This is a genomic window from Terrisporobacter glycolicus ATCC 14880 = DSM 1288 (genome assembly GCF_036812735.1).
GTDB classification, from domain to species: Bacteria; Bacillota; Clostridia; order Peptostreptococcales; family Peptostreptococcaceae; genus Terrisporobacter; species Terrisporobacter glycolicus.
In genome coordinates, this window is record NZ_CP117523.1 from 3,403,365 (window position 1) to 3,428,983 (window position 25,619).

Here is a 25,619-nt window from a genome sequence, read left to right on the forward strand (position 1 = left end):
CTGACTAAACTAAGTCTTTATATTTACATTGTAAAAACATTCTGATATTTTGTCAAATATTTCCTTAAAATATTGTAATAATTTTTTTGATGAATTTTGTAAAAACAAGTGATTATCTTATTTGCATAGTAATAATTTTTTTGAAATTTCATCATAATGAAAAAGAGATACTTTAATCATAATTTCTATGAAAGCATCTCTTTTAATTTCTTATTTAATTTTTCTCTGCACCTTTTATAGCACTAAAAATATTATTATAGAATTTTACTTCTTTAGAACTATCTATATGCAATCCATCAGAAGTGCTTGTAAGGTATCCTTTACTATCAACAAAATCTTTTGTAGCGTTTATTAGCTTAACATTTGATTTTGTTGAGCAAAAATCTTTTAGTTGTTTATTATACTCATTAATAGCTTTGTTGTGACTTGTTGGACTATTTTCTGTAAAGTTTTTCCCCACAGGAAATACTTTTTGTACATATATAGTTTTGTCTGGATATTTTGCAACAAGTTGATTTATAAGAGCCTTTGTGTCTATAATATTTGTAGAAACAGTCACTCCATTTACTCCTATTAACAAAGATACGCTGTCAATACTATTTTTGTCAGGCATTTCATCTACTTTGTCTAACCAATAAGATGGTCTACTTCCCCCTTGAGCATGAACATAAACCATTTCATTTTTACTCTTTATAGTCTTTTCCATTCTTGCAGTAAAAGAATCTCCAACAAATAAAAAGTCATTTAGATTCTTTCTATTGGATGAGTTAGAATTACTTAACTTTACATAGTTGCTACTAACATAAGCATCTGAATCTTTATATCTAATTTTGTACCATCCATTTGATTGTTTTTTTATTATTTGAACTCTAGATCCTTTGTTTAAAGTTCCCAATTTAGTCGATGATGTGGAAGCACTTTTTCTCACATTTACAGATGTTGCACTAATAGTTCCTCTACTGGTAACTTTAATACTTGGAGTAAGTTTTATGTAACTTCCTTTTACATAAGCATAAGAGTTTTTATATTTTATTTTGTACCAATTTGTTGAAGTGGCTCTTACAATATCCACCTTTGTACCTTTTGGTAAATAACCTAGGACTTTTGAACTTGTTGAGCAACTTTCTCTTACTGTTAATTTTGTAGCATTATAAACTGTTCCTGTATTTAATACATTATCTACAGTTTTTGTTTTACTAAGTTTTATAAAACTTTTACCCACATAAGCATACGATTTTTTATATTTTATTTTGTACCAGCCATTATTAGTTTTCTCTACTATTTCCACCTTGTCACCAGTATAAAGACTTCCCAAATATTTTCCACTGGCTGAATTTTTACTCCTTACACTAACTCCATCTATGGTTGCTTCTCCCCTATCAATTACTTTTACAGTCGCTTTTTGTACTGATGTTTTTGTGTTGCTTATTTCCTTTGCATCAATTATTGTTCCACACAAAAAACTACTTATTATAGTCCCTGTTAAAAAAGTAACCATGTACTTTTTACATTTTTTATTTATCATTTTCATCCTCCATATCACTGCCTACATAGAGTGTAGCGCTCACGCAGTGGCTTAAGTGATGCAATTTTTTTATTTATTTTATTTTAGACATATTTTCCTTTACTACATTACAAGAATGTTTGAACTCTTTTAACTCTTCTTCTGTTAAATTAAGTTCGTATTTATCTTCCACTCCATTTTTTCCTATAACTACTGGAATACTTATGTACAATCCTTCTTCACCGTATTCACCTTCTAGTAATGTTGATGCTGTTGTTACAAACTTTTCATCATGGTAAATGCCTTTTATAAATCTAGCTGCTGTGGATGCTATACCAAACTCTGTGCATTTTTTCCCTTCATAAGTAAACCATCCACCTTTTATTGTTCTATATGTTATATCTTTTTTATCTAAATTTCCGAAAGTTTCTGGTCTTTCTTTTTCCAATTCACCTAGAGGTTTTCCACCTAAATTTACGACAGACCAAGGAATCATTTGAGAGTCACCATGTTCCCCCAAAGAATATCCTATAATAGACTTATGATCTATCCCTGTGCACTGAGCCATCACATTTTTAAATCTAGAGCTATCAAGACCTGTTCCTGTACCAAAAACTTGATTGTGAGGAAGGCCTGTAACCTTTTGTATATGATAAGCTATTATATCGCAAGGATTTGTAATGTTTATTATTATACCATTAAATCCAGCATTCATCACTTTATTAATATATGAGTTAACTATATCCACACTTTGTTGAAGTTCATCCAATCTATCTCTAGACTCTGAAATTTTTCCCACACTATTTACTATTATGTCACAGTCTGCTAAATCTTCATATTCTCCTGCAATTACATTTATTCTATGTGGTAGATATGTTGTAGCATCTAGTAAATCATGTTTTTCACTAATAGCTTTTTGTTTATTAATATCTACTAAAACAAGTTCATCTACTAGTCCTTGAGTTACTAGAGAGAAAGCTACATGAGCTCCAACATGACCAACACCAATTATACCAACTTTTCTTAATTTTATTTCCATTTATATTGTCCCCCTTTATAGAATGTAAATTTTTACAATATATAAAATATTTAAGTTAATAGTAGCACAATTGTATACAGTATGGTTTTTGTTTTTATTTTTGGTCATTAAATATTTTATTAAGTTTATCTTCCATAAAAAAACAAGTATATTTTATTGTAAAGGTTTAAATGCCCATAAATTTTTAGCTTCTTTTAAAAATATATTTATATCCCAAGTTTTTTTACTTTTCAATTTACTATCTGGATCATTTACTATTATTTTATTATTGTTGTCCACTCCTGTTAATACTATATAGTGTCCTGCTGTTGTAAATGCTCCAGGTCCCATACTAACTATTATTGGTTGTCCTTTTCTTAAAGTTTGTAATATTGATTCTTCAGTTAAAGATATTTCTCTACCTGCTATTCCAAAGTTTCGAGCACCCAGTGTCATCAAATCCCAATTCGTCCCTACCCCTTCTACTAAATATCCATTGTCATTGCTATAATCAGCCACTACTTTAGGGTTGATGTTTGTATTTCCAGTAAGTCCTACAGCTACCATTGCTATAGATGTTGGTCCACATCCATTAATAGCAATAAAATCTGAACCATATTTTTCATAGCCCCATCTTTTGTCCCATTGAATAAATAATGGTATTTCACCTTTTTTATAATCTTTTTCAACAGAATCATTTATTTTACTGTAGCCCCTGTAGTCAGTATACCCTGCAACAAAATTTAAAGCTTCTTCTTTTTTCGATGCTAGTTCTAAAAGCTCTCTCGGATATGATTGTACATTGTCTAAGATTTTATAAGCTGTTGGGTTATCTTTATTATTTTTTAATATTAGTTTTAAAACATCATCATCAGATTGTTTTACTTTTTCAGATATTGCTTCCATATTTTTATTTATAGAAACCTGATCATAATCGTCGCTATACGCTTTTATTGTTCTTCCAGCTATTTTTGATAATGCTATTAAAAACACTATGGATAATAGAATTAAAAATACTGGTTTTTTCTTATGTATTTTGGCCCTCATAATAATCTTACCTTTTCTTTTTTACAATATTCTACAATTTGTTTCTTTCAAAAAAATATAATACTTGTTTCAAAGTTGTAAACTTTTTTAAATTTTTCATATATATTAGTTAACATCTACTTTACTATGTAATTGTTACATACAGTAAAAAATCCTGTAGGTAGATTTTAATAAATCTATCTACAGGATCCTTCAAATATATTTTTATGATAAAGTTCTGAACTCGTATCCATTATCTTTAAAGTATTTTATTAAATCTGGTAAAGCTTTAGCTGTTTCTTCTTTTCCATAAGTATCATGCATTAATAGAACTACCATTTCTTTTCCCTTTGAAGTTTTAATAGCATAGTCAAGTAACTCTTGAGCATTTTTTCTTTTTCCTTCAGCATCTGCATTTAAAGATGTCCAGTCAATGGATACCATGTTATTTTCGTCTAAATACTTATCTAAAGGTTCCATACCCTTCCAAGACATATATCCACCTGGGCATCTTATTACTCTTGTTGAGAAGTACTTACCTAATATATCTTGTAATAACTTATCATTTTTATCAAAGTCTTCTTTAAATGCTTTCATATCTAAAGTTCTACCTGGGTATAACTTTTTAACATCATGAGTATATGAATGGTTTCCTATAGCATGACCTTCATCAAATTCTCTCTTCACAAGATCTTTTGCCACTTGTCCACCATTTTCTATGTTTTGTCCAGTTAAGAAAAATGTTGCTTTTACATCTTCTTTCTTTAAAGTATCTAATACTTTTGGTGTATTAGTTTTAGATGTACCATCATCAAAAGTTAAAAATACTATTTTTTTACCATCGTTAGTATAATCATACTTACTTAATTTTTCTGCTACTTTCTTTGCATCATAAGAATATTTTTTACCTTCATTGCTAACCCCAACTACATACTTTTTCTTTTCTTCTTCTTCTTTTCTTTTTTCTTCTGCTATTCTTGCTTGTTCTGCTTTGATTTGTCTTTGATTATCCACATATGCCAATGTTCTATTTAACACCCCAAATACAGCTAATCCTGCTACTAAGACTACCAACGCCTTTTTCTTATTTAGTCTTCTATTCCTCATAACTCTCAACTCCTACCTCTATTAATCTAAGCCATATTTTATCGCTTTTCATGTTTTTACGTAACAATTTGTCGACATATTAAGTATAAACCCCTTGGGTGTTACTATTCAATAGGTTTTTTGTTACAAATCTGATATAAAAAATTTTATTTTTTTCTAAAACTTTTTAAAATGCCAAGTGTAGGAGTTATCCACAATTTATTAAGTTTTCTTAATAAATGTGTTCACAAAAAAAAGGGTATTTCTACCCTTTTAAATGTTTGACTTTTTTAAATTTTCATACTTTATTTACTTCATAAGTTTCTTAGTAATCTCTTTAGGTATAGTAAATTCTACTAAACCAGAGGCTCCAGGAGCAACTTCGTATTTATCAAAACATATAACTATTTCATTTTTATCATTTATATAAAAGCCTTGATCTTTCTTTATTTTTGTAAAATATTCTATTTCTCCATCAATCCAATATACATCTTCTGGATTCTTTTGATGTCTTTCTCTCATCTGACTTATAATATTCTTACTTATAACATTGACATAGTCGCTTCCTTTGAACATACCTTCCAATGTTAAGACTGTCTGATTTTTCTTATCTATATTGTAAAATTTTCTAGTTGTGTTAGATGACCCTTGTGCATAGTAATTATAAATTACTAATGATAAAACATCATCATTTTCATTTATTACTTCATACCAAGACTTGCCATATTTTCTGCCTTCTACACCTAACTTCTCTAAGTCTTTTACTTCTTTTAAATACTCATCATATAGTTTTTTGCCATCAGATTCAAATTCTTTGTTTAACTTATATTCTAATTCCTTATCTTTTAATCCTTCTATTTTGGGTACATCAATGGATACATCGTATCCATTTTTATTCACTTTATAATTCTTAAAGTTTATAATTTTTATTATATTTCCTATTACAGGTATACCTTCAAGAGTACTTGCAAAAGCTGGACTTAAATTAACAGTAACTATTATTATACATATTGATGCAACAACGGTAGACCACAGAGCCATTCTACTTTTCTTGTTTCTATTTCTACTTCTATTTAAAGCATCATTTACTACATCATTCAACCTATCTGGTATTTCTATATTGTTATAGTTTTGCTTCAAATCTTCTATCTTTTTATCTTTTTTCAAAACCTTCACTCCTCTTCCTCAATGAGATCTATTTTCAATTTTGATAATCCGTTATAAAGTCTAGTTTTTACAGTGTTTTCATTTTCATTTAGTATCTGAGCTATATCTCCTATTTTCATATCTTCAAAATATCTTAGCACAATCACAATCCTATACTTTTCAGGTAATCTCTCCAAAGCTTCTTGTAAGTCTATATCTTCGTATGTATCATACCCTATTGCATTTTCGTCTTGTAGATCATCACTTATTGCTACATATTTTTTATTTTTTCTAATATAATCTATTGCACAATTTGATACTATTTGATAAATCCAAGGTTTAATGCTATCTATGTTTTTGAGAGTGTTTATATTAACCAATGATTTACAGACAGCATCATGCACTATATCCAGTGCATCATCTTCATTTTTTACATAGCTGTGAGCAAACCTATATAAAGATTCTTTATTATCAACTATATATTTCCTTACTTGTTTTTCTTTTTTTCTTTCTACTAAGCTTAGTAATTTCATTTCATTTGTTCACCTCTCATATATTAGACGTTTTATATAATTTAAAAAGTTTTATAATATATATACTTTATTATATTTTTTTTTCTATTACTATATCTATATTTTCTTAATTATATAAAAAATCCCTAAATATAGCCTTTAACAGCTATGGCCACTCTTATTTATTTTTGTCATGTTCATAATAAAAATCTCCATAACAATTAGGACATGTCAAAATTAACACGCCTTTTCTTAGTAGCACTCTATAAACAATAAAAATATGTAAGATGACAATTTTGCCAACTTACATACTTGATTTTACATGTTCTAGATCTCTATCTATATTTTAAATTTATAATAAATTAAATTTTATCCTAATGTCTTGAATTCATATCCATTATCCTTGAAATGTTTTATTATATCTGGTAAAGCTTTAACAGTTTCTTCTTTTGAATAAGTATCATGCATTAGTAAAATTACAACTTCTTTATTTTTTGATGTTTCAATAGCAATTTTAGCTAATTGATCCGCATTTTTTCTTCCACCCTCTGCATCTTTATTAAGGGCATTCCAGTCTATTGATACCATATTATTTTCTTTTAGATATCCATCTAATTTGTCCATACCCTTCCATGACATATATCCACCAGGACATCTTAAAACTTTAGTTGAAAATTTATCCCCCAGTATAGATTTTAATAGTTTATCATTCTTGGCAAAATCTTCTTTAAATGAATTCAAATCCAAGTTTCTTCCTGGATATAATTTATTCATATCGTGACTGTAGGAATGATTTCCTATTGAATGACCACTGTCAAATGTTCTTTTTAATATTGCTTTAGCATTTTGCCCTCCATTTTCTAGAGTGGATCCAAGTACAAAAAACGTTCCTTTTACGTTATTTTTGTCTAGTATATCAAGTATCTTTGGCGTATTAGTTACTGATGGTCCATCATCGAAAGTTAAAAACACCATTTTTTCACCATTATTAGAATAATTATATGTTTTAATTCTTTCTTCTATTTTTTTTGCATCATAAACATACTTTTGGCCAGATTTACTAGTATTTGGATATTTGGACTCTATTTCTACTTTTTCTTCATTATTGCGTACTACGTTATTCTCTTTTTTACTATTATATCCCATTACTTTTGAGAAAGATAACCCTGCACCAATCAATAATACTCCACTTATTCCTAAAATCATAGCTAACTTCTTGTAACTTATTCTTCTTCTCACACTAAACCTCCACTATTATTAATTTTCTTATACTTTAATATTAATAGTTGGAAGTTTCGCTTTTATATTTAAATTGTTTCTTAGTTGTAAAATGTATTATTTTATATCATTTTGTATTTTTTTAATATAAATTGACTTTATCTTCATCAAATATAATTACATTTTTTAATTATTTATTTTCCATCTTAGGATATTTGGACAAATATTTCTTTAATTATGTTAACTTGTTCCTCGTTTTGTAAATATATAGTAAAAAGAGCATTATCTATTAATGCTCTTTAACTATAGATATATTAAATTTCTTTTCATAAACTTAACTTACTCTTATATTAATCTTTGTAAATCATTTACAGGTATATATGTTTTTTATATCCCAAGTTTATTTGTCAGTAACTTTAAAATTTATTAATAAGCTTTTTGAGATCCATATTTATCTATATTGTACAATGGTTTATTGTTTACTATATTTCATGTATTTAGGTATTGCTCCTCTTACTCCACCTGTTGGGTCAATTACGTCTCCATTGAATCTAGGCATTAAATGTATATGAACATGAAATACTGTTTGCCCACCCGCTTCATTTACATTGACTCCCACATTATATCCATTGGGACTGTATTTTTCATCTAGTAATTCTTTGCCTTTATCTACTAAATCAAATATTGCCTCTCTTTCTTCTTTGGTTATATCAAAGAAGTTTGCAACATGACGCTTTGGTATTACTAACATATGACCTGGTGTTGCTGGAAATTTATCAAAAATAGCATAAGCAAGGTCATTTTCCAGTACATAATCTTTTATTTCACAAAATATACAACTCAATTTACTTCCTCCTTACTTTTTCTATTTAATTTTTCCAATAAATATTTTATCAATTTATTCTATTCCACTATTTATTTCTGAATCTGGTACATTACCACCATTATCCCCACCATTATCCCCACCATTACCTTCATCTGGATTAGGATTAGGTGTTGGTGTTTCTTCTCCTCCATTATTTGAGTTATCGTCTCCTGGATTAGAAGGTTCTTTATCGTTGTCTTGTGATGGCGGTACTACGGTATTATTACCATTACTACTATTGTTTCCGCTATTATTGTTTCCAGTATTGTTATTATTATGATTATTGTTGTTATTTATATTATTGCTATTGTTAGTATTTTTATTTGAATAATAGTCATTTTGGTATGTATCTACATTATTAGATTGAGTATCTGTTGCATCAGCCGCTTCAACTTCTGTATTTTCTTCTGGTTCTACAGGTTCTTCTTTAACTGGTTCCTCTTTTACTACTTCTGTAGTTGGTTTACTTTTATTACTTTCTTTTTTGTCCTTGTTAAGTAACTCTATGCCTTTTACACCTATTACTAGAACTAAAAACACAGCTGCACAAGCGCATACTTTCTTAATTAATCTTCTTTTATTTAATTTAGAATCGTACTCTTCTACATTCTCTTCTTCTACATCTGAACCACTTTCATCTAATGTTTTTTCAACATCTACTGGTAGGCTTTCTATGCAAGAACTTACATCTACTATAAACTCATTTAAATTTTCATACATATAATTTGCTTTATTTGTCGTTGCACTATATATAATACTAAATATTTCTTCATCTTTAATTTTCTTCTTTAATTTTCTTGAACTAAAATCAAGATCCCTAGTTATTAACGTGTATAAAATAATACCTATAGAATAAATATCTTCTTCTTTTCCAGCCTCAAAATCATCTTCATCAATCAGTTTTCCTGATTCATCGTATTTTTGCTCTAAATATGATAACACATCAATTTTTACAATACCTTCTGAATTTATAAATATATTTTCTGTATCTAGATTATCATGACTTAATGATTTATGATGAAACTCTTTTAATCCTTCTGCTATTTGCTTAACTATATTTAGGCTTTCTCTATAAGTCAGTTTGCTAAATACTACTTTATTCCATAAGCTTCTGCTTTTGAAATACTCCGTTTCTACATAGTAATAAATATAATTATTTTCTACAAAACTAGATATATCATTTATTCCTATTAGATTTTCATGTTTTAAATCTTTTAACATATTTATTTTCTCTGTTATATCATTGATGTATCTTTTATGATTACTTTCTTTTCTTAGAACTTTTATACGTACTTTTTGCTGTGTTTCATTATTTATGGCCACATATACTTCAGCCAATTCGTCTTTTTCTACTAGCTGGATATCGGTGTATTTATTCCTGAAATCTTCCATGCATTATTCCTCCATAATATATTTCCTTTTCCCTAATAATAATTAAGTTAATTATACAAAATTTGTAAATAATTATCTATATTTGTGTTTAATTTTTTTATATTATTGTCACTTTTTGGAGTAATAAAAGAGTGTATTATTTTTTAATACACTCTTTACATTAATAATTAATACTTATTTGTACTATAAATCTAGTTTCTTTTCTATGTTGTAATAAGAATTAGTAACCTTGGCAATTAGTCTTTCACTATCATCCCATATATCTACCTCATAAACTAAGATCTTCTTGCCAAATTTGATTTCCTTGGCAATAGCTATTAACTTCTCGGATTCTATGGCAGGATTTAAATAAGTAATATTACTTGAAGTAGTTACTACGTAGTTACCTCTAGTCCATGCAGCTGTTCCCCCTACAGTATCTGCCAAAGTGAAAATACATCCTCCATGAACAGATTTTCCAGGATTTAAATGACTTTTATTTATATCAATTTCTCCCTTTGCATAACCTTTTGAGATTGATGTTATTTTTATACCTATTTCTTTTGCAAAACCAGCTAAACTATTTCTATGTTCCATCATTTTTTTGTAATTTACTTCATCTATAATATCTAGTTTTTCCAATTTATTTTGCCCCCTTAATTTGCTATTTTCAATAGTTTTTATAAAATTTTTACCATAATATTATAATATCTCTATTATGAAAAAATATAAATAGAAATTCTTATTTGCAGTTTACTTTTCAATAAAAAAACAGCTATATTTATAGCTGTTTTTTGTAATAATGATAATGTTATTTTTATACAATTCCAAAACCAGCTAATGCTATACAAATTAACATTGCTGATATAAGTATTGTTGTAGTTTTTACTTTTTTACCAAGTAACCAGTACATAACTCCGAATATTATGGCTGGAAGCATACATGGCATAATTTGATCTAAATATGTTTGAATTGGCTCTGCCCATTCTCCACTACCAACATTTATACTAAGTTCTAGCATAACATTGGATGCTGTCATACCTCCAATAACCATAAGTCCTAGCATTGATGTAGCTTCCATTACTTGAGAAACTATGCTTGAACCACTTACATCTTTAAAGAACTGTGTTCCATATTTAAATCCTTTATCTAAACAAATATAACGTATTATGAAGTGAGGTATATTTATAATTAATAGGAATAATATTGGTCCCATTATGTTACCTTGTGATGCTAAGGCTATACCCACACCTGCAGCTATAAGTTTTAAAGTTCCCCAGAAGAATGAATCTCCTATTCCCGAAACAGGTCCCATTAAACTTGATTTAACTGCATTTATACCATTTTCATCAAAGTTTTCATTTTTTTCATTTTCTTCTTCCATAGCTCCAGAAATACCTACTAATAAAGTACTTAGATGGGGAGTAATTGACATAAATTCAAGATGTCTTTTTAATGCTTTAGATGTTTTTTCCTTGTCACCTTTGTATAGTCTACGGATGATTGGTGCCATTGTATATGCATATGCTAAGTTTTGCATACGCTCATAGTTCCATGATGAGTCCATTGTTAAAGATCTTCTAAAACATTTCCAAAAGTCTTTTCTAGTTATTTGACTTTCTGGTGAAATTGTTTCGGGCTTTTTAGAATTCATTGTCATCTACTATTACCTCCTTATTTCCTGAATTGTAGTTTACATATATTAAAGCTATTGCTAATCCGAATAAAGCAACCCCTGTTACAGTAATTTTTAAGTATGCTACCATTATAAATCCTAATAAAAGAAAGGCTACAGTTTTTTTGTTTAACATCATTCTAGCTAACATGGCAAAACCTATAGCTGGTATTACTCCTGCTGCAACATCCATTCCATGTATAACAAACTCAGGAATATAAGAAAGTATTTTTTCTATTGCTGGAACACCTAAGGAGAAACCAAAGCCTACTATTAAAGCTAAAATAATTTTATTACCTATACCAAATATTATTTGCATACGTTCTACGCCTTCGATATTTCCTTCTTCAGCATAACGGTCTGCAATATGAGATCCCCATGTAAGAACTACAGTCATAAGGAAGTTATCAATTAAAAGTACTAATGTTGCTATTGGTACTGCAAGTACTACTGCTGCAGATACATCTTGTCCAGTTAATATTACAAATGCTGTTGCTATAATTGAACCAGAAACAAAATCTGGCGGGTTACTTGCTCCAACTGGGAATGCCCCCATAAATACTAGCTCTAACGTAGATCCTATTACTATACCTGTATGCAAATCGCCTAATGCTAAACCAACAAGTGGTGCCACAACTATTGGTCTATTGTGCATAGTAGAACCTACGTAACTATGCATGTATGCAAAGAAAGCAATAAGAGTAATTAAAACAACTTGTGTTATTTGCATATTTATCTCCCCCTAATAAGTATTTATATTAATTTCATTACATCTGTACTGTCATCATCTGGAACTAATTGTACAAATATACTTCTTCCTTCTTCTGATAACTCTTTTATCATTTTCACATCATCTTGTGATATATTCACAGCTTTAGATATGTTTTTTCTGTCATCTCCTGATTTTGTTCCTCCTAGGTTTATTGCTGTTATAGTTGGAACTTTTTTAGCTAGACGATAAACATCTTCCACTGATTCACAAAGTATTAATAAATTATATTTGTCTGTAACTCCTGAATTAAGAGCTTTTGCTGAATCTTCTATACTTTTCATTACTAACTTAACATTTGATGGCTTAGCCATTCTAAGCCCTGCCATTCTTAAATCATCTTTTAATAATCCATCACTTGCTATTAAGATACAATCTGTACTTAAAAATTTTGTCCAAGTAAATGCTACTTGTCCGTGTATAAGTCTGTGGTCAACTCTTACTAATTTAATCATTATAGTTCCTCCCTCATCTTTTTAATTTCATTCATAAATGTTTTAACATGATCTTCACTTACATCTCCAGTATCTTTAAAAGTGTCTTTAAAGTAACTTCCTACTATTGCAATATCACCTATTTCAAGCTGTTTTTTCGCATTTTCTAGAGTAACTCCAGCAGCAATTACTAATGGAAAATCTCCTAAGTTTTTTTTGAATAATTCTATTTTTTCCATAGAAGTTTCTTCTCCAGTAGCATTTTCTGTAACAGCAATAGCATCACATCTAGTCATACCTATTTGTAAATCTTCTTCTACTGTTTTTTCCGATAATACAGGTTGGTATTTGAAACGTACTCCACCTATTAAGTAAGCTTTGCAGTTTCTTCTATATAATTTAAAAAATTCTTCTAAAGTAGCTTCATCTCTTGGTTTAACATGTCCTACTACTGAATCCACTTGTATATAACTTGCATTATATCTATTTGCTAATTCAAATCCCATGGCATCAACATTTAAACAGTTAACTCCATAAGGTATTGATAAATTTGATATTGATACATACTCTAAAATTCTTTCTAAGTCATAGTAATTACCGTAGTAATTTTCTAACATTATTCCATCTACACCGTTTTCCTCAAATATGTGAATCTCTTTCTTAGCTCTTTCAAATATTTCTTCTGGAGTATCTCCTTTTAAATGAACCATAGCTATAATTGGCTTCTTATTCTTGAAAACTGATAAAATCCCCTTTGTCTCTCCCATTTAAAACACCTCTTCTTCTTCATTAATCTCAATTGTCACATGTGTTACTCCAGCTTTTGATTCTTCCACTAATTGTTTTACATCTTCGTCATTTAGTGAGTCTGAGAATCTTGTAAGTAGTTCTAATAACATGTTTAAGTTCATCCCAGAGAAAAGCTTAACATTTGGGTAAATTGTTAATTTTAACATTGCAGTACAAACACTTGCACCATATAAGTCCGATAAAATCACATATTCTGTTTCTTTGTCATTTGCAACTGTATCTTCAATACTTTTTACATATTCTGCAGCGCTTTCTCCAGGATATAAACTATATGAAGTGACGCAATTTGCTAAGTCACCTACTATCATTTTTGCTGAATCTAATAGACCTTTTGAAAAATCTCCATGAGATGCTAATAAAATTTTCCTCATTACTGTTCCCCTCTCGTTGTAAAATTATATATTTGATGAAACTGCATATTTATATTTATCACTTCTAATGTATTGCTCATTATAATAAAGTACTTCATCATTTTCTGCATATACTAACTGACGTACTTTTAATAAAGGCATATTTGTAGCACATTTTAGATGATCTGAGTATTCCTTATTTGAGTACTTTACTTCAAAAACATCTTCCACACGCTTAGGCTGAGTACTAATATTTTTTGATATAGTTTCCATTAATGACACATCTTCCAAATCTTCTTTTAATAAAAACATATACTCCATTCTGAAATAATCTATTTCAAATATAGCTGGCATATCATCTATTAATCTAAGCCTTTTTATACAGATTACTTTATCATCTTGCTCTATATTTAAAGCTTCACACACAGCTTTTTTAGCTTTTTCTATTGAAGTTAAAATAATTTTTGTACTCGGTTTGGCATCTAAACGATGACAAGAATTTGTGAAACTATTACCTGCGCACAAAGCCTCTACTCTCGCCGGAATTGTTACATACGTTCCTTTACCACGCTTTTTGCATAAAATTTCTTCTTCCACAAGTTGCTTAAGAGCATTTCTTACAGTTATACGACTTACATTAAACTCCTTACATAAGTCACCTTCTGATGGAAGCTTGTCCCCTGGTTTGTATATACCTGCTGTAATTTGCTTTCTTATGTTGTCATAAAGCTGCTGGTATAAAGGAATAAATGAATTAACTTCTAAGTCATTTTCATGTTTTTGCTTTTCTTCATTCACTAGCAACACCTCCTTATTTTTATAACATTATATAACAACTTTCTTATTACATGTTATAACAAGTTGAAAACGGTGTCAACTTAATGTTTTTATTATATAAATAATATTTTTAATACAATAAAAATATATTGGAAACAAATTTAAACAAAGTAAAAGGAGTGCTCCTTTAGATGATTTTTTAGTCACCTTGAAACACTCCTTATTAATATTTAAATTATAATTAATTGTCACTTTCTATTAAACTTTTCATAGTACTCTTATTCATAGCACCTGGCACGTATTTTGTAACATATCCATTTTCGTCAATTATAAGTGTTGATGGTAGAGAAGTAAATCCATATTGGTAACTTAGCATGCCTCCATCATCAAATACTACAGGAAAAGTATACTTATTTTCTTTTAGGAAGTCTTCTATATATTGTTTGTCTCCTTCTTTTCCAACATTAGGTGAAGCAACCCCTAGTATAATTACATCCTTGCTATTTTGCCCATATTCCTTATATAAATCTTCTATATGAGGCATTTCTCCTCTACATGGTGGACACCAAGTTGCCCAGAAGTTTAAAAATACCGTCTTACCTCTATAGTCACTTAATTTATGTTCTTTTCCATATTGATCATATAAAGTAAAATCTAAGGCTTCAATTTTTTGTTCTTGATCTGAATTTGTACCTGTTTCAGATTCACTACTTTGGCTAATTTCAGTTTTATTTTGGCTTTTTATCCACTCTGCTTCTCTTTTAGCTTTGATCCCATTAGAGAACATGACCATACCAGATATTACAATAATTATGCCTCCAATTTTCTTTATTTTGTCCATATGCATTTTAAGCTTATCTATGCTTTTTACTAATTTGTTGTAGAATAATGCAACTAGTAAGAATGGCAAAATAAATCCTAGAGTATACACAATTATCAATAAATAAGATATGACTGTACTATCTGCATTACTTGACATTATAAGTACAGAAGCAAGGATTGGTCCTATACATGGAGTCCACCCAAAGCTAAATGTGAAACCTAGCAAGAATGATGTCCATATATTCATCTCTTTAGATTTAAACTCAAATCTTTTTTCTCTATTTAAAAAATTAGATTTTATGCTATCCATGTAGAATAGCCCCATGATTATTGTGATAATTCCACCTATCATCATGACCATATATTTGTAATCATTGAAAAATGAGCTTAGAGCATTTACTGAAGAGCCTAAAATAAAGAAAGTCGTTGAAATACCCAATGTAAATAATAAAGTATTTCTAAATAATGAACTTTTCGTAAATCTTCCTTGGTTTAAGTTTTCTATGCTGCTATTAGATAACATACTTAAGTAAATGGGCAGTATTGGTAGTACACAAGGTGATAAAAATGACACTAAACCTTCTATAAATACTACAATAAAGTTTATTTTTTCCATAAGCTTCTCCTCTGTTGCTAAATTTATTCAACTTTTTATTCATTTTTAATTTATACCCATCTTTTTATATGTTAACTTATAAATTTAAATCCCCTCAATATGATGACTTATAACATAATATTGAGGGGATTAATATCTAAACTAGAAATAAATTATTATTTTGATATTAAATTTTCTTTTTCTACTTTATCTACATTATAATTAGCTATTAATGCCTTTGCACCTACTCTATCAGGTTGAGACTGCATTTCAATTACAGAGTTTATTACTACATCTACAGAATTATATAACCACTTAGGATTTATAGTCTCTATCTTATCACCTTTTGTGTGATAATATTGATCAAGTGTACCATTTTCATCTAATGTATATCCTATAAATGTAGATGGTATACCTACTGATTCAAATGGTGCATGATCACTAGATGTACTATGTAAATCTTTAGTCGTAGACATATTTAAATAACCTAGTTGACTAGCCATTTTCTTAGTTAAATCAGTAACTTCATGGTTTGAGTTTTTATTAGAGTTCCACATTACCATATTATTACCAACACCAACCATATCTAAATTGATCATAGATTTTACTTTATTTACTCTTCCTGAATCTTGTAAACTCTTAACATATTCTTTTGATCCTATAAGACCTATTTCTTCTGCACCAAAGTTAACAAATTCTATATTGTATTTTAATTGGCTAGCTATTTCTGGTCTAGATAATATTCTTGCAGCTTCTATTATTGAAACTGTTCCTGAACCATTATCATTTGCACCAGGAGTTTGTACACTATCCATATGAGCTCCTATTACTATTGTTTGTGCAGTTCTTGAATTTTTAGCTGCTGGTAAAGAAGCAATTACGTTGTAAGAATAACTGTCAGTTTCTACTGATGTTTTTACTTCCATAGAAACTTCTATCTTTTCTCCATTTGCTAATTTAGATACTAATGCATCTCCATCTGATAAAGTCAGTGAAGTTGATGGAATTCTCTTTGAACTATATTCACCTAAAGTTCCATTTAAATCTCCACTAGCATTATTGTAAATAATAACACCAGATGCCCCTTTTGCTGTTGCATTATCTACTTTTTCAGCGAAAGATATATCTCCTCTTTTAATAAGAGCAATTTTACCTTTTACGTTATTTATTTCCTCTGGTTTTCCTAAACCACAATAAACTAAATCACCTTCAAGTACACCATTTGTTGCATTAGAATATGTAAGTGTTTTTGAACTTAGTTCTTTATTTCCAACTTTTACAGTTGAACCTTCAGACATAAATCCATCTATACCATTTATTATTTGTTTTCTAGTTTTAAGTCCCATAGCTTTATATTGACTTGCTATATAATTTGCTGCATCATGTTCCCCTTCAAAACCAGTAACTCTAGCATTATCCTTACCAGCTAATACTTCTAGATCTTTCATCATATTATCTATGCTTATTAAATTCTCATGATATGTATCAACAGTTTCATATATAGCTGAACCTATTAATTTTATAGTTCTTTCTAGTCTTTCTTGGCTAGCATGCTCTGTATGATCAGTTGGTTTATGATAATATGGCTCTAAAGCAGATCTTGGGTCATGTAGCTTTTCTGGATCACCGTTTATAAATAATGCTGATGGTATACCCACATTATCAAAGGATACGTGATCTGAAGATCCCATTGAAACTAAATTTCCATCTTTTTTAACTTCATGGTTTCCATCATAGCTTGTAAAGTTTGTACTATTGCTTTCTAATCTTTTTCCTGCTTCTTTAACTGCGTCTGTAACTACATTTTTAACACCTTTATTTGTATATACTGCTAACTCTGAGCATGCCTCGTAATTAGTAGCAACCATGTCTAAGTTAAAGTTTCCTATGCTTCTATCTAATTCGTCCTTACTTAAAGTTTTTACATAAGCTGCAGAACCTTTTAGGCCAACTTCTTCTGCTCCACAAGCTATAAATCTTATTTCTCTATCTGTATCTAAATCTTTTATAGCATTTGCAATTTCAATCATTGCTGCCACACCTGAAGCATTATCATTTGCACCAGGAGCTTTTGCTACACTATCAAGGTGAGCACTTATATATACTATTTCATCAGTATTTTCACTATCATTTCCTCTTGCTCCTTGTTTAGCAACTACATTCCAAGAAGTTGTAGATGGTGATTTACCTACTTCTAAAGATAGCTTTACTGATTCGCCTTTATTTAATTTTTCAAATAGAGATAAACCAGCTTGTCTTTCTATTCCTACTGCTGGTACAGATACATCTCCTACTGATCCTGTAGAAATCCCACTAGTATTATTGTACATTACTAGTGCAACAGCTCCTGCATTTGCTGCATTTGTAACTTTATCTACGAAAGATACAGTTCCTCTTTCAACAAATGCTATTTTCCCTTTAACATCTACCTTTGCAAAATCTTCTTCACTTCCTAGATTACAATATACTATTTCACTACTTATCTCCCCATCCGTAGCTTTAGAACCTGTAAATGCTGATGAATTTATAACTTCTTGTCCTAATTTTAAAGAAGAAGCCCCTTTTCCTGAAGCATAACTAAATTCTTGAATTTCTGAATCATAACCTAATTTATCAAATTGTTTTTTGATATATTGTGCAGCTTGGTACTCCTCGTTTGTACCTACAATCCTTGGCCCTATAGTGTCTGCCAAGTATCTTATGTGGTTAAAAGCCCTACTTCCATCAATGGAATTTAAAAACTGATTTTGCTCAGAACATATAACCCCACTCACATTCTTTTTGTCTATTTGTGCATTAGATATACCCGAGGATGCAGCAATCAACATCAATGCCATAGATGTAGATAATATTTTATTGCTTAATTTAAACAATATAATTCCCCCTTTTATATATTTTTTAAATATATAAAAAAATAAAAACACTTATCCAGCATATTTGCCTTTAATTATTACTTTCAACTTTGCTATTAAGCTCTGCTTCTAATTCTTTTATATATTTTTCTTTCTCACCTAAAGATTTTTCTAAATCTTTTATTTTACTGTTTGAATCATTGTATAACTCATTATATTTACTTAATAATCCATCTCTATTTTCTTTTAAATCCTCATATTTTTCTATAATAGTATCCAAATTGTTATAAATATCACTTATATTATCAAACCTAAAAGTCTCATAAGTGTAAAATACGCCTCCCATAGATATAGTTCCCGCTACTAAACCAGCTATGATTTTTTCTTTTATCATCAATAATCCCCCTTATTATCTTTATAGATTTGATACTAAGTCTGTAATATTAATTAATCTAAAGTTGGTAAACTATCTACATCAACTAATTCATCTGGGATTTCTTCAAGTCTTTGTTCTGTATATTTTTTTAATTTTCCTACTTCATCATTAGCTTTTATAACTTCCCCATTAGCTTCTTCTAAAGCTGCTTCTGTATCACTTAATTTTTTATTACTATCAGCCAATTGACCTTTTAAGTTTGATATTTCTCCTTTTAATTGTGTCAACTGCTCATGTTTTATTTCTAACATTTCATCATATTTTACTAATTCAGCATCTAGCCAGGCAATTTCTGACTCTGCATCCGCTAACGCTTCCTTTAGCTCAGCTATTTCTGCTTTTAATGCTTCATTTTCTTTCTTCATTTGCCCAATAGTTGTATTTTCTAGCTTTTCTATTTCTGCTTTTAATTCAGCTTTTTCAGATTCTAAAGCTGACTTTTGTTCTTCTAGTTCAGTTTTCTTCTTTTCAAGATTTGATATTTCTTCTTTAGCCTTATTGTATAAATCATTATATTTTTGTAATAATTTACTTTCGTTGTCCTTATAAGTGGTCTCCATCGCTGATACATTAGATTTAACATCTTCTACTGCTTGTCCATCAAACTTTTTTACCCCTATAACTATGCTTCCTGCTAAAGCTGTCACTAGTAATCCTGTTGCTAATTTTGACATTGCCATTTTAAATTCCCCCTTATACCCTCTTATATTTTTTAATACATATTTTTTTTATATTTTAAAAATAGAATATAATATGTATTAAACTCTTAGTTAATATTGTATTGTATGAATATTCAGAAATCAATAAGTTTTCTTACTTTTTTAATTTAATTATAAATAGTTAATTTTAACATTATAAAAGATTAATGAATAAAATATATTACATCCCGTCATTTCTACATAAATGTTGATTAATTATTTTTAAGGATATTCGTTAGTTAAAGTAGTTACCTTTGCATTCATATTGGAAAAAAATAAGAGCCAAACCAAAATGGATGACTCTTATCTTTTAACAATTTATTCTGTTCTCTATCTAATTTTAAAACGTATATCTACATTAATTTATAATCTTGTGATGTTAATTTGAATTTATCTCTTATACCTTTACTTAAATAAATCTTATTATCTTTAGTTATAAATATTGCTTCCACATTATCTCTACTTTCCACGAATTTCATTCCTTCTTTTGCCCCCATAGAAAGCAATGCTGTGGATAATGCATCACAGTAAGTAGAGTTCTCACTAATTACACTTACACCTAATAATTCATTTTTTACTGGGTATCCTGTATTAGTATCAAGTATATGATGATATAGCTTTCCATTTTGCTTAAAATTTCTTTCATATATTCCCGATGAAACTACTGATTTATTTTCTACTTCTAGTATTCCTAGATAATCATTGTTACCTTTATTCCCATCTCTTATGGCAACTTTATAAGGTAGGTTATCTGATTTGGTACCCACACAAACTATATTTCCACCTATATTTAATAATGCTTTTTCATAACCTGCATCTAAGATTATAGACTTCACTTTTTCTCCCACATATCCCTTTGCTATGGATCCTAAATCTATTATCATACCTTGTTTTCTCAATTTTACAGAATTACTTTTATAATCAAGCTCAATATCATCAATATTGCATAACTTTAAAGCCCCATCTATGTCTTTGTCATTTGGAACAGATGCGTTTTCAAATCCTATATTCCAAAGTTTCACCACTGCTCCAATGCTTATATCATTATGTCTATTAGTCTCCTTTGCATATTTTATGGACTCTTCAATTAGTTCAAAGGTATCCTTACTTACACTAACGTATTTTTTTCCTGCATTTTTATTAATTTTATCTATTTCACTTATTATTTCCTCATTATTTATAGATATATTATTATCTATATTTACTATAGTATTTTTAATACTATCAAATATTTGATTATCTACTGTAGTTTGAGAGTATATAGTAACATTTATGTATGAACCCATAGCGTACATGTCCATATTATAATCACTATATTCTTTATCTTTTTCACATCCTAAATTTAAACTTGTTGATATAACAATAATTAATAGTAAATATATTTTTTTCATAATTTCTCCCTATAATATAAATGGCTGCCACAATTATTTTATGTGACAGCCATTTTTACAAATTTATCTTACTTTTATATATTTAATACTACTATATAAACTGTAAACCTTCTTTCCGTCTACCTTCTTATAGGCTCTTACCTTATAGTAATATCCTTTATTTTTACTTACACTAGTATTTGTATAAGATGTAGTACTACTATTTACAGCTTTTGCAAGGCTATATTTCCCATTCTTACTTGTGGCTCTATATACCTGGTATCCGCTTGCTCCTGATACTTTATTCCATTTCACATATACTTTTTTATTTTTAGAACTCAAAGTTGCAGAAGGTGTAATAAGTTTTGGTTTTGCAGAAACTATTTTTGAGTAACTACTATAAGTTTTACTTCCATTCACTGTCTTATATGCTCTTACTTTATAGTAATATGTTTTTCCTGTTGTTAATTTTGCATCTGTGTAACTTACAGTACTGCCACTTTTTATTGTCTTTATTGAAGCATATTTTCCATCTTTACTTGTTGATCTGTACACTTGGTAGCCACTTGCTTTTGATACTTTATTCCAAGTAATTTTGTTGCTATTATAGGATGCAACATCTACTTTAGCAGTTGGTGTAGAAACTTTTATTACTGGTTTCTCATTGTTTTTTACTGTTACTTTTATTGTTTTTAATACACTTCCTCCTAAGACTCCTTTAACATTATATACAACCTTGTATTCTCCTGCTTTTGTTGTATCTACTGTATTTTCTACTACTTTAATTTTGTCAGTTATATCACTTCCATCACTATCAATTGCACTTATTCCATTCATTGCATTGAATTTGTCATCAACTTTTATTTCTACATCTTTGGCTGTTATTTTAGTATTTTCATAAATATAGTCTTTGTACCCATCTGCTTTTATTTCTAATTTATCACCATTTTCTAAAGATTCATATATGTCTATTCCTCCTGAGTAGTTTAATTTATATCCTTTTGTCGGTGAAAGATCTGTGCTTTTTTCTATTTCATTCCCATTTATTTTTACTGATGTAATTTTATTTTTCCAATTATCATCAGCTGAATTAAATGAATATCTATGGCTATATGAGTTATATTCAGCTTTTACTTTATTCTCAAATGATTCTACTGAATAATTATATTCTTCATAGCCCTTAGATTTGATACTTAATTTATCGCCTTCTTTTAAATTTTGTAAAATAGTAACTACTCCATAACTTGATTTATAACCTTCATCTTTTTTAAGTAGTTTTCCATTTAGATAAACTTGAACATTATCTGTCCAATTATACTGAGAATTAGAAAATTTGTGATATCCATCTGAGTCCTTTGACACATTTATTTTTTCTACTGATAGTAATGGAGTATTATAAGTGTAATCTTCATATCCATTAGATTTAAATACTACCTTACTACCTCCATCTAATGTTGATAATATTGTTATCTTATTTCCATTTTTATAAAAACCTTCACTTGCAAATGAGCTGCTAGCTTCTTCTAATTCTTTATCATTTACCAACACATTCGTTATATTAAAAATATACTCTGCATCTTTTGCTGTAAAAGCATAATCTCCCCAAAGATCTTTTTCCACTTCTATATCAGGTACTGATGTATTGTCTCCTTTAACTTCTAGTTTTACTTCATAATCTTTGTAATTATTAGCTTTTATAACTATGTTATAAGATTTAGCCTTTCTAAAGTTTTCTCCAGAAAGTTCTATACTATAAAACTCGTCTGAACACGTTTTATAATCAACTTCCTTATTATCTACTAATACACTAGTTATAGCTTTTTTATAGTTGGAGTTCATAGCTTGTTCCACATCTATAATTACTCTTTCATTTGGTTTATAAGAGTTCTTATTGTTTAGTTTCACAAAAGATGGTATCTCCATCTTCTTTGCATCTACAGTTTTTAATTCACTTGGTGTAAATATAGTTATAGAATCTTCATAACCATTAGCTTTTATGGCTAAAGTCTGTTGTTTATCTTCCTTACCTTTAAATAGTTTATTTTTTAATACTAATGTATTGTCTATAAAGTAATAATCACCATTGTCTCCACCTAGTTGAGTATTATTGAATGAGGATTTTCCGTTTATAGTTAATCCCTTTATAGCATTTTTATAATCATTCTTTAGTTCTATTGTTATATTGTTATCTGCATCTTTTTTAGGTACTAGAGTTTCTACACCTTGTGATAAATCTATACTTGTTTTATTTGTTTTGTATCCATTGGCTAATACAGATATTTCATTGCTTCCTTTTGCAAATTTACTTGTATCTTTGATTGTTATTTTGCCGTCTAATATGTCATAGGATGATTTATTTAAGATAGTCATTCCTACTCTTATATTTTCTATATTTTTAGTGTATTCCTCATTATTTTCATATGATAATATTATATTTCCATCTGATTTGATTACTTTTAAATTTGGTGCTACTTTTAAATTTTCTTCTGAATAGCTTTTAACATCTCCGAGCAAACCATCTTCTAATATATGTTTAACAGAGTATGGTTTATTTACATAGTCACTTTCCGCCAACTTATTATAGTAATCTTTAAATGTAAAATAATCACTTTCATAAGCTTCATTTAATGCATTTTTATAGTTTTGATAATCTACCACCTTTTGAGATCCCTTTGTCAATATGGCATCTTTTGTCATTGCATTCCAATAAGACAATACTGATGTAGAGTACTTTGTTGACATTCCTATATTTCTTAAAATAAAGGCATTTGCCAATAAATCAAAATCATAAACTAAATTTGCTCTAATATATCCTGTAGCTCCGCCCTCACTAGTGGATCCGCCTCCGCCTCCACCACTTGCACTTGATAGTACATCAAATGTAGGCTTAGACTTAGCAGCTAATTTATTAGTAACTTTTGATTCTACTGTAGAACTATTTTCTGACTTTGCTTCTTTAGTACCTAAAGTTGGATTACTACTGCCTTTTGGAGCTTCTTCTAAGTAAAAGTTTCTAGTATAATCTTCATATCCATGAGCCTTGATTGTTATAGTATGCTTTCCTTTTGTTAATTTTGATAAAGCTTTATTTTCTAATCTAACAAGATTGGATACAACATGATAATCTACACAATCGCCATGTAATACCTTTCCATCTAATAAAACTTTATATATAGGGTTTGTTGCTCCATAATTAAAGCCAACTAGTTCAAATAACAAATCGTTATTTGCCCAAAAATTAAAATCACCAGATAATTGTAATTTGCCAGCCTTTTTTATTGTTTCAATATTTACGTAGGCATCATTAAATCCTTTAGATTTTATTTTTATTTTATGAATTGCATTTCTACCCTCAATCGCACTTGAGTTTCCATCTATTATTACTTTTCCATTTTCTATTGAATACTGTAATTTTGCCGAAGTATTTGTTCCTTCATATACTTTTTCCACACTATAAATATTTTTTTGCCAATTTTTATATTCAGTAAAATCAGTATCTACATTAATTACAATATCTTCTCCCAGCTTTGTTCTTTTAGAAGTCAAAGCAGGTATAGTTTTATCTATTTCTGGCTGACCTTCATTAACCACATTAAATGTAGTTTTTGATGGTAAAGTTCTTACATTTCCATTTTTATCGTAATTAGTTTGGTGATATTCAAAAATATCTAAAGGACCTGATACAAGTACTTTATCTGGAGCTTCATTATTTATTACTTTTGTAAATTTTTTGCCCTTACTATTTAGTATTATGCTATCCGTAACATCACCTTGGATTACATCAACCTTAGCAATTTCAGTTGGATTAACTTCAAATTTAACTATACTTCCATCATCTGTAACTGGTGTTGGTGTTATTTTTTGATCATTAAGTTTAAATTCTGTATTACTTAAGTTTCCTTGTTTTAAATCTACTACAGTATAGCTTGTGCCCTCCACATTAACTATTTTTGTATTTTCTTCATCAATAAGTTTGTTATCATTTTCATTATCCTTTACAACAACCTTATTAATTTGTTTAGAACTAGTATCTGTGCTAACTTCCCTATTTGATAATGCTAACACTTGGCCTGTTGAACTAACTGTGATTAATGAAGCTAGTACCAAGCTTCTTACTTTTTTATGCATATTTAGCTCTCTCCTTTACCATAATATTCCTTACAACATATATTCTAAGTCTAGTTATTTTCCTTGTCAATGAAAATGATAATTATTTTCAATTATTTTTGTTCTTCATGCTTTTTAGTACATTTTAAATTTATCTTATTTATGGTATCTTATTGTA

Annotated in this window: 22 protein-coding genes; all 22 read right to left on the minus strand. The window is 28.9% G+C overall.

Going from position 1 to position 25,619, the window contains the following annotated elements; all coding sequences use genetic code 11:
* Positions 1–214: 214 nt before the first annotated feature.
* On the minus strand, positions 215–1,525 hold the full coding sequence (locus TEGL_RS16700; RefSeq protein ID WP_018591612.1) for an SH3 domain-containing protein: 1,311 nt from the start codon (positions 1,523–1,525) through the stop codon (positions 215–217).
* 73 nt (positions 1,526–1,598) lie between these two features.
* On the minus strand, positions 1,599–2,543 hold the full coding sequence (locus TEGL_RS16705) for an L-lactate dehydrogenase (RefSeq protein ID WP_018591613.1): 945 nt from the start codon (positions 2,541–2,543) through the stop codon (positions 1,599–1,601).
* A gap of 153 nt (positions 2,544–2,696) precedes the next feature.
* Positions 2,697–3,569, minus strand: coding sequence for a C39 family peptidase (locus tag TEGL_RS16710; RefSeq protein ID WP_018591614.1), 873 nt, complete (start codon positions 3,567–3,569; stop codon positions 2,697–2,699).
* A gap of 204 nt (positions 3,570–3,773) precedes the next feature.
* Positions 3,774–4,655, minus strand: coding sequence for a polysaccharide deacetylase family protein (locus TEGL_RS16715; RefSeq protein ID WP_018591615.1), 882 nt, complete (start codon positions 4,653–4,655; stop codon positions 3,774–3,776).
* A gap of 288 nt (positions 4,656–4,943) precedes the next feature.
* The gene (locus TEGL_RS16720) at positions 4,944–5,801 is read right to left on the minus strand and encodes an anti-sigma-V factor rsiV (protein WP_018591616.1); all 858 of its coding nucleotides are present in this window, start codon (positions 5,799–5,801) and stop codon (positions 4,944–4,946) included.
* Positions 5,802–5,806: 5 nt separating this feature from the next.
* The gene (locus tag TEGL_RS16725) at positions 5,807–6,313 is read right to left on the minus strand and encodes an RNA polymerase sigma factor (protein WP_018591617.1); all 507 of its coding nucleotides are present in this window, start codon (positions 6,311–6,313) and stop codon (positions 5,807–5,809) included.
* A 348-nt stretch (positions 6,314–6,661) separates the two neighbouring features.
* Entirely contained in the window at positions 6,662–7,531 is an 870-nt protein-coding gene (locus TEGL_RS16730) for a polysaccharide deacetylase family protein (RefSeq protein WP_018591618.1), read from the minus strand.
* Between the two features lie 451 nt (positions 7,532–7,982).
* Positions 7,983–8,354 carry an HIT family protein gene (locus tag TEGL_RS16735; protein WP_018591619.1) on the minus strand — a complete coding sequence of 124 codons (372 nt, stop codon included), beginning with the start codon at positions 8,352–8,354 and terminating at the stop codon, positions 7,983–7,985.
* 54 nt (positions 8,355–8,408) lie between these two features.
* Positions 8,409–9,767, minus strand: a complete 1,359-nt coding sequence (locus TEGL_RS16740; RefSeq protein ID WP_020573096.1) for a protein kinase domain-containing protein — start codon at positions 9,765–9,767, stop codon at positions 8,409–8,411.
* A gap of 183 nt (positions 9,768–9,950) precedes the next feature.
* A complete protein-coding gene (locus tag TEGL_RS16745; RefSeq protein ID WP_018591620.1) occupies positions 9,951–10,388 on the minus strand; it encodes a PaaI family thioesterase in 438 nt (145 codons plus the stop codon).
* Between the two features lie 175 nt (positions 10,389–10,563).
* A complete protein-coding gene (locus TEGL_RS16750; RefSeq protein ID WP_018591621.1) occupies positions 10,564–11,406 on the minus strand; it encodes a PTS system mannose/fructose/sorbose family transporter subunit IID in 843 nt (280 codons plus the stop codon).
* Positions 11,390–12,151 carry a PTS mannose/fructose/sorbose/N-acetylgalactosamine transporter subunit IIC gene (locus tag TEGL_RS16755; protein WP_018591622.1) on the minus strand — a complete coding sequence of 254 codons (762 nt, stop codon included), beginning with the start codon at positions 12,149–12,151 and terminating at the stop codon, positions 11,390–11,392. Before TEGL_RS16755 ends, TEGL_RS16750 begins: the two co-directional genes overlap by 17 nt.
* A gap of 23 nt (positions 12,152–12,174) precedes the next feature.
* The gene (locus TEGL_RS16760) at positions 12,175–12,645 is read right to left on the minus strand and encodes a PTS sugar transporter subunit IIB (protein ID WP_018591623.1); all 471 of its coding nucleotides are present in this window, start codon (positions 12,643–12,645) and stop codon (positions 12,175–12,177) included.
* A complete protein-coding gene (locus TEGL_RS16765) occupies positions 12,645–13,391 on the minus strand; it encodes a BtpA/SgcQ family protein (RefSeq protein ID WP_018591624.1) in 747 nt (248 codons plus the stop codon). The genes TEGL_RS16760 and TEGL_RS16765 overlap by 1 nt, the downstream gene beginning before the upstream one ends.
* A complete protein-coding gene (locus TEGL_RS16770; protein ID WP_018591625.1) occupies positions 13,392–13,805 on the minus strand; it encodes a PTS sugar transporter subunit IIA in 414 nt (137 codons plus the stop codon). It abuts the gene before it with no gap.
* A 24-nt stretch (positions 13,806–13,829) separates the two neighbouring features.
* Positions 13,830–14,582 (minus strand): GntR family transcriptional regulator, encoded by a 753-nt coding sequence (locus TEGL_RS16775; protein WP_018591626.1) that lies wholly within the window; start codon positions 14,580–14,582, stop codon positions 13,830–13,832.
* Between the two features lie 220 nt (positions 14,583–14,802).
* Positions 14,803–15,999 (minus strand): cytochrome c biogenesis protein/redoxin, encoded by a 1,197-nt coding sequence (locus tag TEGL_RS16780; protein WP_018591627.1) that lies wholly within the window; start codon positions 15,997–15,999, stop codon positions 14,803–14,805.
* 155 nt (positions 16,000–16,154) lie between these two features.
* Positions 16,155–18,851 (minus strand): M20/M25/M40 family metallo-hydrolase, encoded by a 2,697-nt coding sequence (locus TEGL_RS16785; RefSeq protein ID WP_018591628.1) that lies wholly within the window; start codon positions 18,849–18,851, stop codon positions 16,155–16,157.
* Positions 18,852–18,921: 70 nt separating this feature from the next.
* On the minus strand, positions 18,922–19,224 hold the full coding sequence (locus TEGL_RS16790) for a hypothetical protein (RefSeq protein WP_018591629.1): 303 nt from the start codon (positions 19,222–19,224) through the stop codon (positions 18,922–18,924).
* A 53-nt stretch (positions 19,225–19,277) separates the two neighbouring features.
* Positions 19,278–19,946 carry a hypothetical protein gene (locus tag TEGL_RS16795; RefSeq protein ID WP_018591630.1) on the minus strand — a complete coding sequence of 223 codons (669 nt, stop codon included), beginning with the start codon at positions 19,944–19,946 and terminating at the stop codon, positions 19,278–19,280.
* A 371-nt stretch (positions 19,947–20,317) separates the two neighbouring features.
* On the minus strand, positions 20,318–21,355 hold the full coding sequence (locus tag TEGL_RS16800) for an FAD:protein FMN transferase (protein ID WP_018591631.1): 1,038 nt from the start codon (positions 21,353–21,355) through the stop codon (positions 20,318–20,320).
* 63 nt (positions 21,356–21,418) lie between these two features.
* Positions 21,419–25,462 (minus strand): hemoblobin-interacting domain-containing protein, encoded by a 4,044-nt coding sequence (locus TEGL_RS16805; protein ID WP_018591632.1) that lies wholly within the window; start codon positions 25,460–25,462, stop codon positions 21,419–21,421.
* Positions 25,463–25,619: the final 157 nt, after the last annotated feature.